We start from the raw sequence: 12,761 nt of genomic DNA, 5'->3' as shown, positions 1-12,761 counted from the left end.
CCCCGCCGAGTGCGGGTATTTTTTTGCCCGGAGAAAGCCATGCCCATCACCACGCAGCAACTGTTGCAGATCCTCCCAAACGCCGGCCAATCAGCCGGCGTTTTTGTTTCTGTCTTAAACTCCGCCATGAACCGGTATCAGATCGTCGGCCCGAAGCGTGTCGCCGCCTTCATCGCCCAAATTGGTCACGAATCGGGCCAGCTCAAATACGTCAAAGAAATCTGGGGGCCTACCACTGCTCAAGCCCGATACGAAGGCCGCGCTGATCTGGGCAACACTCAGCCGGGTGACGGCTCCAAGTATCGCGGCCGTGGCCTGATCCAGATCACGGGCCGCGCCAACTACAACGCGTGCGGCGAAGCGTTGGGCCTGGACCTGCTCAGCAAGCCAGAACTGCTGGAGCTGCCGCAGCACGCCGCGATGTCGGCGGCTTGGTTCTGGTCTATGAAAGACCTGAACACGCTGGCGGACAAGGGAGATTTCGTGAAGATCACTCGGCGCATCAACGGTGGGCTCAACGGCCAGGCCGACCGCCAGGGGCTGTACGACAAGGCGCTGAAGGTGCTGGCATGACGCCCGGTCAAGTCCTGGCCGCTATCCTGCTGGCGCTCGCCATCGGATTTGGCGGTGCCTGGCAGGTGCAGGACTGGCGCATGGGCGAGCGACTGGCCGTGCAGGACGGCTTGCACCAGTCGGACCTGACAGCTATCGGCAATGCCGCGGCCGCCCAGGCCCGTATCGAGCAGGACAAGCGCCTGGGCCTAGAAGGCCGTCTTCAATCTATAGACGAAGCGCATTTCAAGGAATTTAGTGATGCACAGAAAAATATTTCAAGGCTGCGTGATCGCCTTGCCACTGCTGATGTGCGGCTGTCAGTCCTTATCGACGCCACGGATTCAGCCAGTGGCTGCAACGTGCCTTCCACCACCAGCGCCGTCGGCGTGGTTCATGCAGCCCGTCGAGCCCAACTTGACCCAGCGCATGCTCAACGAATTATCGCCATCACCGACGCCGGCGACCAAGGACTGATCGCGTTACGGGCGTGCCAGGCGTACGTCAGGGCTGTGTTGCGTTAAGCTAGACCGAATGGATTGAATCGCGCACAAGGAAAGGCTATGGGTCAGGATTTTGTAGGGCTGGGAGTGCTGCTGGTCATCGCCTGGATGGTTGCCATTGCGCTTATTATTTACGTAGCGGCCAAGTAGAAAAGCAAAGCCCCGGAGGTTCGCGGCTCCAGGGCTTCTATTTTCGCCTCCATCCCTTAATGGCTGACGAACGTGGCTGGGAGATTACCAGCGACTTTCGGATATTTCACTACGACTATAGGAGATTGTAATCGGTCGGCGGGACGTCGGGGGTGGGTGTTTCAGGCATGGATCGAAAGATGCGCACGTTACTTACTGAGCGCCGGCAGCAGATCGGATAAAAAAAGGAGAGTCGTTGCGGCGGTGAGCTGCCAGTAACACGCGATCAAGGTCTGATCGCGCTCTAAGGGTGCCGGGCTTATGATGGCGCACAGAGTCGGCTACGCTGAGTTGGTCGGCCTACAGTGAGAGCCATCAACATCCATCCAAACGGGAAGGACCTTGTGGATAAAAGACTGGCGGGGCTATCGTTCTTGTTGACTCTCTGCTGGGTAATTGCGGTGATTGACGTTATGTGGCTCTTCAGCTGAGCTGTCTGCCTATCACTCAGGAGTCATCAGGACAGCAAGAGTTAGCTTGATGAATTCGTCATTGTAATCAAGTATTTCTAGTGCGCCACGGACGTTTGCTGTTGCTTCGACGCCGCCGTGTCGCTCGACCCATTGCGCGAGTTCCATGATGGCGGCTCCTAGGGCGACTTGGTTTTCGTTGAACTTGGAAAAAAGGGTAGGTAGTAAATCTGAATTAGGCATGTCTGTTCCTCGGTTGAATGAACAGCGTAGCAGTAGGTGTACAGCGGGTATTTGATATAGGTCGGCAGGACGCCGGGGGAGGATGGATCTCGTACCACTTTTTGTACCAACTGATGTTCCCTTGAGGGACTCTCCGGGGCCTCAGAAGGCGCTGAAACCCCTTGTCTAGCGCCTTTGAAATACTCCAGCTAATCCGCACATACTGCTTGAACCCTTTTAAATCGGGGCCTTTCACGCTACTGCCGGGTTGCGGTGCGCACTGGGCACCGTGTGGCAGGATGTTCAGCGTGTACAGCCCGCACCCCGTCATGGAGCAGTGGCTGCTTGTTGCACTGGTTAAAAGCACGGTCTGCTGGCGTGGAACAAGTCGGGCGGTAGACATCAAACACACCCTGGCAAACGTGTGCCGGGTGTCATGCATCCTGCGGTGCCTCACACCCAGCGTGCGCAGTGTTAACAACCAGTAGCGTTCAGGCCCTGTTTTGGATCGGACGTAAAGCTCTGACCTGTCTCCCGATCCTTCCGGCGCGAATACACAGTCAGAGCGCGCCGCTGTTAGTGACATGGTTTTTGTGAGTCCCTGAAAAGCGTGATCGTTCAAAAAACTTTACGAGCGGTCACGGGGGCGATCTTTTTTGATCCATGCGAACAGCCAAACAGGGTTGCAGCGGGCCGATTTATCGATGCTCCCCTTTCTGTGGGCCGGTCATATTTATCTAGGTCATGGGGCAAGCAGCGCAGGGATAGCGTGGGGCCTCCTTCGTCCCTGCGTAGAGCTGTTGATATGACTGATACCCCTGCAACGTTAGCCCTGGATGCCCGCGACGCCACCCTCAGTGATTTAGAACCCCTCGAGCTGGTTCGCGGGCATCTGCCCAAGTGGCTGGTCGATGCCCCGGCTGACATTATCAAGGCGCTTGACACCGCCATGGCTCAGAGCCGTGCTTACCATGCCCTGTCCGGGCAGCGGTTTTCCGAGCTCGAAGGCATCGAAGCCTATTGCGCGCCACTGCTGGAGGCTGAAGTCAAACGCCGGTTTGGCCCGGTGCTCGATATTTTTCATGACCGCCTGCATGCGGTGCACGTGCACTTGATCACCGATGACACGCTGCTGGCCACCATTCGGCATTACACCGTACTCGACGAACCCAAAACCCTGCTGTGGGCGGCCTTGCAAAACTTCTCGGAAGACGAAGCCCTGCCCGGCGGTTTTAACCCGCAAAGCCAAATCCGGGTGGCGCGGCATCCGGGGCTGGTGAGTCCCGTGCATCCGCATCAATTCGCGGCGTTGTGCCGCGAGCTTAATCTCGGGCTCAAATACCAGCAGTACTTGCAGGATTTTTTGGGCGTAGCGTCTACCGGTACGTCCGTGCAGACGGTCAGGGAGGAGGAAACAGAATCCAACCTGCGTCTGCTCAAACGCTATGACATGGAAGTGGATGCGCATATTGCTTACTTGAAAAAGCACATCAGCGAAACGGCTTACAAAGCCCTTATCGGCTTGTTAACAACGGACGTGCGCGCCCGATCCGGTGCACACGCCACCCTGGACGGCAAAGCCATTGTGCAGAGTTCGTTGTCGATACTCGACACAGTGATTGATGGCGTCGTGATGTTTACGGCGAATGCACCGCTGTTGCATCCCGGTGAACGGGTGATTGTTTACCTGCCCAATGACCCGGTTTCCCCGTTTTACGAGTTCAGTTCATTGCAGGTGTTCATTGATGAGTTGAAGGTGCGGTTGCGACGGCCGGAGTATGTCGAGTTCTTTTCCCGGTTTGTTGCGCTTGGCGTGCGCCCCGGCTTTTTGCAAAAGGTCAACGCTGTGCCTGTACGGTTGGGTCTGGTGACCACGCCTTTGAGCATGAGCGCCGCGCAGTACTTGTGTGCGGTCCAGGTCAAGAACATGTTTGCCGACGCCCGGGTGTTGGCCGTGCCGACGGGGGTGCTGGACGAGCAGGCACGCGAGCAAAAATGGCAGCTCTATCAGAGCGTCGGCCTGTTTATCGTTAACGTGGCGTCGTTGTTTGTCCCGGTGCTTGGCGGGGTGATGCTGGCGGTTGCCGTGGGGCAGATGCTCGGTGAAGTCTACGAAGGGGTTGATGATTGGGCCCATGGCGATGTCGATCACGCACGTGAGCACATGCTCAACGTGGCTCTGGATATCGCCACCACGGCGGCCACTGTGGCAGGCGGCGTCGCACTCAAAAAGGCTTCCAGTCGCCTGAGCGAGGCCACCCAAGCGTATTTCGAGGATTTTGAACCGATCAGCCGCGAAGATGGCACCGCCCGGTTGTGGAACAAGCAGGTCGAGCATTACGCGTACACCGGCGCAGCGGAGCACCGTCAGCACACACGCGATGCGCACGGTTTTTTCAGGATGGATGGCAAGCAACTCGTCACCGTCAATGGCAAGCACTTTGCCGTCGAGCGGGATGCAGCGGGCAAACAGTGGCGCATTGTCCATCCGCGTCGCCCCAATGCTTTCAAGCCGGGGCTGCTGAACAATCAGCAGGGCGCCTGGCAGCACGCCCATGAGCGTCCCTTGGAATGGCAGGGCAGTGGCGTTTTATTGGGCCGTTTGGGGCACGGCCCGGCAGCGCTGGATGAAGCCACGCTGGAACAGGTGCAGGCCTTGACCGGCACCGGGCACGATGTGATGCGACGTGTGCATCTGGAAAACCTGAAACCCCCTGCGTTGTTGCATGTCAGCTTGAAGCGCTTCGAGATAGACCGTCAGATCAGCGGCTTTATCGAGCACATGAAAGTCGGTGGTTACACCCATGCGAAGTGGGCCGATTTGCAATTGACCCTGCTGCCGCATTTGCCCGGCTGGCGCCAAGGCAAGGGGTTGGTGTTGGTCAACGGTGCGGGGGGCTCCAACCTTGAGTACGGCATTGTGGATGGTGATCGCCGGGACCTTGTGACCCTCACCCACAGGTCTCTGGAGCAGGGCCGGGTGCTTGAGACCGTATTGGCCTCGTTGTCCGGTGAGCAAATCAAGGCCCTGTTGGGCAGCGAAACAGTGTTGTCGCCGTTGCCCGTTGCTGCGTTGGCCGAAGCGTTGAGCCGGTACGCCGAAGATCATCGGGCCTGGTTATTCGAGCACCTTTACGAGCGATTCAATGTCTCCGATTCTGCCTTGACTGCCCCAATTGAGCGTGCGTTCAGCGGGCTGCCTAAGCCGATGGCGCAGTCGCTGGTCGAATCCGCCACTGATGTGCAACGCAGCACGTTGAAAGCGGGCAAAGTCCCATTGCTGCTGGCCGAACATGCCCGCGCCTACCTGCGCGAAGGGCGTTTGAATCGTGCATACGAGGGTTTTTTTCTGCACGCACAGACCGCAGCGGCGGCGGAAGATACGACGCTACTGGTCAGGTATTTTCTGAACCTGTTGCCTAACTGGCCAGCCAGTGCCTCGTTTGAACTGCGCGAGGGGTCAACGGCAGGGACGGTCTTGCAGCGCTGGGGGCGTTCGACGAGGCCCTCGCGTGTGATTGTCAAAACCGGGCTGGGCTATCAGCGTTACGTGTTCAATGGCCAACGTTACGTGCTTGAGCCTGGCGAAGAGGCCGTGTTCTCGCAGGCCGTTTTAACGATGCTGAACAAGAGCGAACGTGAGGCGCTGGGGTTTGCAACGGTCGCTGATGCCCCCCGGTTTCATGCCGCGTTGGGGGCACTGGCTGTCAGTCAGCGCGAAGCGTCCGCCCAGGCATTGGGCATGCAGTCCATCAAGCCGCGCTTCAAACCGCCGGTGCGCATGACCAGCGGTCAGCTCGGTTACCCGTTGTGCGGGCTGGATCAGGGGCGCTACGCGCGCTCATTGCAGCGTCGGGTGCGCGACCTCTATCCGGAGTTCACCGACGATCACGTGCAGGCCTATCTGGATTCCATTACCGAGAGCAACCTTGAGGCACTGGCGTACGTACGTGAACGCAAGCGTCAGAGAAAACGCTTGCGCCAGACCTTGCAGCAGTGGATTGACGCGGCCCCTTCCGAGATGCTGAGTGGGCACAGGCTGCATGACTACCCGGAAAGCCGGTATCAGGTAGCGGGGCTGATTGAACGCGGTTGGCGTAAAGATCCGGTGCACATGCCTTGGGTCAGTCGCGATCAAGCCTGTGAGTTGAGTCTGGATGGACTGCGGGTTGGCAATATTCCACATCTGCCGAGTGAAATAGACTTCAGCCATGTCACCCACTTGAACCTCAACAACATGGACTGTCGCGACACGGCCAATGGGTTTCTTGAAGTGTTTACGGGGTTGACGTCGTTACAGATGGACCACAACCGTATGGTGTATCTGCCTGCGCAATTGAAAAACATGTCGCGTCTGCGGCATCTCTCGCTGGCACACAACCTGTTGCAGCTCTCGACGGGAGACGCTGTTGTGTTGGGCGCATTGCAGGCGCTTGAAACCTTGAACCTCAATGACAACTTATTGGGCACCTTGCTGGATTTGAGCACGCTGCCGAACGTGCGGCGGGTCTACCTGCGCCGTACCCGCATTCAGCAATGGCCCATCGGACTGCTGTCGCGGCCGTTGCTGGAAGCGGCCGATCTGCGGGAAAACCAACTGGTGGATATACCGGAACTGACGTATCAGGCGTCGGCCTCGGTCACCCGCAATATCTCCTTATCAGGCAACCCGTTAACAGCTGCCACCCGTTTGCGACTGGCGCGATTCGTGGCACAGGGAGGCAGCAGTTTCGGGATTAACACCGAGGCGTTGATGACCGATTCCGCAGCGTTTGAGTTCTGGACTTCAGGCATCACCAATCACGAGTTGTTGCGACGCGAGGCGTTGTGGGCCGAATTGAAAACCGATCCGACCACGGAAGACTTTTTTGCTGTCATCAGCCGCCTGACTGCCACGGCAGACGCGCTGACGGTGCGTCAGGACCTGAGCCGCCGGGTGTGGGAGATGATTGAAGCGGCCAATGAAAGCTATACGCTGCGAGTGGATCTGATGAACATTGCGGCCTCGCCGCGCAGTTGCACCGACAGTGTCGCGCTGACCTTCAGCACGCTGGAGGTCGCCATGCACTTGGGGATGCTCAATGCGCAGGGGCACGCACAGGAAACGGACTTGCTGCAGTTCGCCACAGGCCTGTTCCGGCTCGATCAAGTGGAGAAAGTCGCCAGCGAAACCTGCGAAGCCCGAGCGGCAGCGGGCGGGCACGCGCCTGACGAAGTGGAAGTGCACCTGGCGTACAGGATCGGTTTGGCGCAAGACCTGAACCTGCCCGACCAGCCGCGCAACATGGTGTTCAAAGAAATTGCCGGTGTGACCCAGGCGGATCTGGACGAAGCCAAGGCCCGGGTTGAAATGGCCGAAAAGACAACGGCATTGAGTCAATTCGTCAGCGGCACCGCGTTCTGGCGCGAGCACTTGATGCGTAAGCATCAGTCAGAGTTTTCACGGTTAACGGCGCCGTATTTTGAGCAATTGAGCGAGTTGCTGCGCAACTCCCCGGAAATGAGCAGCGAGCGTTACCTACGGCGGGTCAATGAAATCCGCGCCGCGATGGACGCGGCGGTGAGTGCGTGGAGCCTGAACAAAACACTCGCGTTATTGCCGGCTCCACTGCCCGGTTGAGGTGCGGTTAAAGCCTGCGCACCAGGGCGCGCACGGCAAAGCGGTTGGGGTGGCAGGCGTCGGCAACGGTGCGCGGCATGGGCAACGGCTCATCGTTGATCCATGCGGCCAGTAATTCCCCCGACAGCGGGGCGGTAATCAACCCGCGTGAACCATGCCCGCTGTTGACGTACAAGCCCTCGTACCACGGGCACGGGATGTCCGGCACTTGCCGGGCGTCTTTGCCCAGCACGGCATACGCCTGGGCGAAGGCATCGGGTTCGGCCAGCGGCCCGACGATGGGCAGGTAGTCCGGGCTGGTGCAGCGAAACGCAGCCCAGCCCTGCAGGGACTTCGGATCAAGGTGTTCCTTGCCCAGACGCTGCACCAAATCCGGGGAAATTTCTTGCAGCAAATCCAGATTGCCCTGATGGCCTTCGGGCGTGGTGGTCAAATCGTCATTATGGAAATCAAAGCTGGCGCCCACGGTGTGCTCGCCAAGTCGGCCGGGCGCCACATAACCCTCGGCGCAGACGACGGTTTTCAGCGCGGCACTGCGGGGGGTTTCGATCAATTGGGTGATTTGCCCGCGAATGCGCTTGAGGGGCAATCCGCTGCTGGCCGGGAAGCGTTTGACCTCGGCGGCCCCCGCCAATATGGCCACTGAAGCACTGGCCAGCACGCGATCGTTGTGCAACGCGTGCCACTGGCCGTCCACCTTGTCGAGTTGCAGCACGTTATGGTGCGTCAGGACTGTCACATTTGGGTGCAGTGTCTGGAAGCGGCACAAGGCCGGAGGGTGAACCCAGCCGCCCTCAGGGTAGAAAAGGCCGCCATGGGCCAGTTCGACACCGGCCAGGGCTTGCGCTTGGGGTTGATCCAGCAAGTGAACCAGCGCAGCAGGAAAGGCGGCGGCCAGTTGTGCCTGCCGGTCAGCTTCCTTGGCGTTGAAACCCAGTTGCAGCACGCCGCAGTCGTCCCAGTCCCGACCACGTTGCAAGTGTTCAAGCACACGACGGGTGTAGCCGAAGCCGCAGACGATCATCTGCGACAGCGCGGTGCCGTGCGCGGAAAGCTTGAGGTACAACACGCCCTGCGGGTTGCCTGAAGCCTCCTTGGCCAATCGTTCGTGACGCTCCAGCAGGGTCACTTGCCAGCCGCGTTTGGCCAGGCTGTTGGCGCTGGCGCATCCCGAGAGCCCGGCGCCAATCACCAATGCCGTGCGCGGGCCGTTGATTTGCGGCGGGCGAGCGAACCAGGGTTTGACGCCGGGTTCGGCCACCGCAGTTTCAGGCATCCCCAAAAACACGCCCCGCAGAATTTCCCACTTGTGCCCGATCCCGGGCGTGCGACGCATTTTGAAGCCGGCTTCATTCAGTGCACGGCGCACCCAGCCGGTGCTGGTAAAAGTGCTGATCGTGGCATCGGGTGCTGCCAGGCGCGCCAACTGTGCAAACAGTTCGGGGGTCCACATCGCCGGGTTTTTTGCCGGGGCGAAGCCGTCCAGAAACCAGGCGTCGATTCGCGCATCGAGCTGCGGCAATTGTTCCAGCACATCGCCAATCAGCAACGTCAGCGTGACCCGCCCGTTGGCCAGACTGAGGGTCTGGAACCCCGGATGAATCGCGAAATAGCTCGCCAGTAAGGGTTCGCTGTACGGCGCCAGCTCTGGCCAGAGGCTGAGGGCGCGTTGCAGGTCCTCGCGGGTCAGCGGGTATTTTTCGACACTGACGAAATGCAGTCGGGCGTCCGGGCGGGCGGTTTCTTCGAACAACTGCCACGTACACAGAAAGTTGAGGCCGGTGCCGAAACCGGTTTCGCCCACCACAAAATGCCCGTGGGCGGGCAGGGCGGCAAAGCGCTCGCGCAAGGCATTTTGTTCAATGAACACATAACGGGTTTCTTCCAGACCGGATTTGTCCGAAAAATACACGTCGTCAAACAGTCGCGAGTGGGGGCGACCCTGGTCATCCCAGTCGAGCTGGGCATTGGGCATTTCAATTGTCATGGGGGGCTCGGCATCGGCAAGGCGGCCATTCTAGCGGATTGGCAGATGACAGCATGACTCATGACAGATTTGTGATCATTCTTCCCTACGCATGACAGATCATTCCGCTAGTCTTGTGGGCATCTTGCTAGGGAGTTTTCCATGTTCGAATCCGCTGAAATTGGCCATGTCATCGACAAAGAAACTTACGACAACGAAGTGCCCGCGTTGCGTGAGGCCTTGCTCGAAGCGCAATACGAGCTGCATCAGCAGAAACGTTCTGCGGTGATTGTGCTGATCAACGGCATCGAAGGGGCTGGCAAGGGCGAAACCGTCAAGTTGCTGAGTGAGTGGATGGACCCGCGACTGATCGAAGTGCGCACCTTCGACACCCAGACCGATGAAGAGCTGGCGCACCCGCCGGCCTGGCGTTATTGGCGTCAGTTGCCGGCCAAGGGGCGGATGGGGGTGTTTTTCGGCAACTGGTACAGCCAGATGCTACAAGGGCGCGTGCATGGTCAGTTTAAGAATGCGGTGCTCGATCAGGCGATCAATGGCGCTGAACGGCTGGAAAAACTGCTCTGCAATGAAGGCGCGGTGATATTGAAGTTCTGGTTTCACCTGTCCAAAAAACAGATGAAAGCCCGGCTCAAAGCCCTGAAGGACGATCCGCTGCACAGCTGGCGCATTAGCCCGCTGGACTGGCAACAGTCCGAAACATACGACAAGGTGGTGCATTTCGGTGAGCGGATGATCCGTCGCACCAGCCGCGACTTCGCCCCGTGGAACATCGTTGAAGGTGTAGACCCGTATTACCGCAGCCTGACGGTGGGCAAAATCCTGCTCGAAGGCCTGCAAGCAGCAATCAATACCCCCAAAGTCAAGCCGCACTCCATCACGGTGCCGCCTTTGCCGGACCCTATAGACGGCAAGAGCCTGCTCGATTGTCTGGACATGACCCATCGTCTGGACAAAGAAGATTACGAGGAGCAGTTGATTACCGAGCAGGCGCGTCTGTCCGGGCTGATGCGCGATAAACGCATGCGCCGTCACGCGTTGGTGGCGGTGTTTGAAGGCAACGATGCGGCGGGCAAGGGCGGCTCGATCCGGCGCGTGGCCGCCGCCCTGGACCCCCGTCAATACAGCATCGTACCGATTGCGGCCCCTTCGGAAGACGAGCGCGCACAACCTTACCTGTGGCGCTTTTGGCGGCAGATCCCGGCGCGCGGCAAGTTCACGATCTTCGACCGCTCCTGGTACGGGCGGGTGCTGGTGGAGCGCATTGAAGGTTTTTGCCCCCAGCAAGACTGGCTGCGCGCCTATGGCGAGATCAACGACTTCGAAGAACAGTTGCACAATGCGGGCGTCATCGTGGTCAAGTTCTGGCTGGCGATTGACAAGGACACCCAGTTGGAGCGTTTTCAAGCGCGTGAAACCATTCCGTTCAAACGCTTCAAAATCACTGAGGAAGACTGGCGCAACCGCGAAAAGTGGGACGAATACCGCGCGGCCGTATGCGACATGGTGGACCGCACCAGTACTGAAGTGTCGCCCTGGACCCTGGTAGAAGCCAATGACAAGCGCTGGGCGCGGGTCAAAGTGTTGCGCACCCTTAACGATGCGCTGCAAGCCGCGTTCGAGAAACGCGACCGGCACGATAAAAAGCACAAGAAGTAACGAACGCGATCTTTTTCGGTGTTCGGCAGCGACGACAACGGTGGTGTCGTCGCTGCGCGCCTGCCGTCAGTGCTTACCGGTGCCCAACATGTTCTCTGGCCGCACCCACTGGTCGAATTCTTCGTCTGTGAGGTAACCCAGCTCCAGCGCGGCTTCGCGCAGGGTCAGGCCTTCGGCGTAGGCTTTTTTGGCGATTTCGGCCGACTTGTCGTAGCCAATGTGCGGATTGAGTGCCGTCACCAGCATCAGGCCACGTTCCAGATGTTCAGCCATTTTCGCCGCGTCGACTTCCAGCCCGGTGACGCAATGCTTGTGGAAGTTGCTGCAGCCGTCTGCCAGCAGCTGGATCGATTGCAGCAGGTTGTGGACGATCACCGGCTTGTACACGTTCAATTGCAAGTGACCCTGGCTGGCGGCAAAGCCGATGGTCACGTCGTTGCCCATCACCTGGCAGGCCAGCATCGACAGGGCTTCGCACTGCGTCGGATTGACCTTGCCCGGCATGATCGAGCTGCCCGGCTCATTGGCGGGCAGTTTGATTTCGGCCAGCCCCGCGCGTGGGCCGGAACCCAACAGGCGGAAGTCATTGGCCAGTTTCATCAGCATGACCGCAAGGGTTTTCAGCGCACCTGACAAGTTGGTCAGGGGCTCGTGCCCCGACAGCGCGGCGAATTTATTGGGTGCAGTGACAAAGGGCAGGCCGGACAGCGCGGCCAGTTCAGCGGCAATCGCTTCGGCAAACCCGTGGGGCGCGTTCAGGCCGGTGCCGACGGCGGTGCCGCCCTGGGCCAACTCGTAGACCGCAGGCAGGGCCGCGTAGATGCCGCGTTCGGCGTAATCGAGTTGCGCGATAAACGCCGACACTTCCTGACCAAAAGTAATCGGCGTGGCGTCCATCATGTGGGTACGCCCGGTTTTCACCAGCTTCATGTGGCGTGCCGACAGCTCCGCCAGGCCGCCGGTCAGTTCGCTGATCGCGGGCAACAATTGCTCATGCACCGCTTTGGCCACGGCGATGTGCATGGCGGTGGGGAAGCAGTCGTTGGAGCTTTGGGAGCGGTTGACGTGGTCATTGGGGTGCACCGGCGACTTGCCACCCCGGCCCTTGCCCGCCAGCTCGTTGGCGCGTCCGGCCAGCACTTCGTTGGCGTTCATGTTGCTTTGGGTGCCGCTGCCGGTTTGCCAGACGGCCAGCGGGAATTGGTCATCGTGTTCACCGGCCAGCACTTCATCGGCGGCCTGTTCGATCAGGCGGGCGATGTCGGCAGGCAAGTCGCCATTGCGGTCATTGACCCGGGCAGCGGCTTTTTTGATCAGCACCAGGGCATGCAGCACGGGCAGCGGCATCTTCTCGTTGCCGATGGCAAAGTTGATCAGCGAACGTTGGGTCTGCGCGCCCCAATAGGCCTCCTCTGGCACATTCACTTCACCCAGGCTGTCGGTTTCGATACGGCTCATCTGGTGGCTTCCTCTCAGAAATGGATCACTGAGCTTAGGCCCGGATCGGGGAAAGGGGTTCAATCTTTGGTTTTATCGACTTTTGTCGACAGGATGAGAACCCTTATCACCCTCGGGGTTGAGTGACACACTTTGTTAGGCGCAGAATGGGCGCCCTTGGGGTT

Annotated in this window: 7 protein-coding genes; 4 read left to right on the top strand and 3 right to left on the bottom strand. The window is 59.3% G+C overall.

What is annotated here, in order from left to right:
* Positions 1 to 39 precede the first annotated feature (39 nt).
* Entirely contained in the window at positions 40 to 573 is a 534-nt protein-coding gene (locus BKD70_RS17440; protein ID WP_047275366.1) for a glycoside hydrolase family 19 protein, read from the top strand.
* A complete protein-coding gene (locus BKD70_RS17435; protein ID WP_047275364.1) occupies positions 570 to 1,076 on the top strand; it encodes a lysis system i-spanin subunit Rz in 507 nt (168 codons plus the stop codon). Before BKD70_RS17440 ends, BKD70_RS17435 begins: the two co-directional genes overlap by 4 nt.
* Before the next feature lie 611 nt (positions 1,077 to 1,687).
* On the opposite strand, the gene BKD70_RS17430 is transcribed toward BKD70_RS17435, so the two are convergent.
* The gene (locus BKD70_RS17430; protein WP_047275362.1) at positions 1,688 to 1,897 is read right to left on the bottom strand and encodes a hypothetical protein; all 210 of its coding nucleotides are present in this window, start codon (positions 1,895 to 1,897) and stop codon (positions 1,688 to 1,690) included.
* Between the two features lie 784 nt (positions 1,898 to 2,681).
* Between BKD70_RS17430 and BKD70_RS17425 the strand changes: the two genes are divergently transcribed.
* Entirely contained in the window at positions 2,682 to 7,496 is a 4,815-nt protein-coding gene (locus BKD70_RS17425) for an NEL-type E3 ubiquitin ligase domain-containing protein (protein WP_047275360.1), read from the top strand.
* A gap of 7 nt (positions 7,497 to 7,503) precedes the next feature.
* Here the strand turns inward: BKD70_RS17425 and mnmC are convergent, their stop codons facing one another.
* The gene (gene mnmC, locus BKD70_RS17420) at positions 7,504 to 9,483 is read right to left on the bottom strand and encodes a bifunctional tRNA (5-methylaminomethyl-2-thiouridine)(34)-methyltransferase MnmD/FAD-dependent 5-carboxymethylaminomethyl-2-thiouridine(34) oxidoreductase MnmC (protein WP_047275358.1); all 1,980 of its coding nucleotides are present in this window, start codon (positions 9,481 to 9,483) and stop codon (positions 7,504 to 7,506) included.
* A gap of 141 nt (positions 9,484 to 9,624) precedes the next feature.
* Between mnmC and pap the strand changes: the two genes are divergently transcribed.
* Entirely contained in the window at positions 9,625 to 11,139 is a 1,515-nt protein-coding gene (pap, locus tag BKD70_RS17415) for a polyphosphate:AMP phosphotransferase (protein WP_047275356.1), read from the top strand.
* A gap of 66 nt (positions 11,140 to 11,205) precedes the next feature.
* Here the strand turns inward: pap and BKD70_RS17410 are convergent, their stop codons facing one another.
* Complete coding sequence (locus BKD70_RS17410) at positions 11,206 to 12,597, bottom strand: class II fumarate hydratase (RefSeq protein WP_047275355.1); 1,392 nt, start codon at positions 12,595 to 12,597, stop codon at positions 11,206 to 11,208.
* Positions 12,598 to 12,761: the final 164 nt, after the last annotated feature.

This window comes from Pseudomonas sp. BS-2016, assembly GCF_001806145.1.
Classification (GTDB): Bacteria; Pseudomonadota; Gammaproteobacteria; order Pseudomonadales; family Pseudomonadaceae; genus Aquipseudomonas; species Aquipseudomonas lundensis.
The sequence above is the reverse complement of the archived record's forward strand: the minus strand, read 5'-3'. Positions and strand labels throughout refer to the sequence as shown.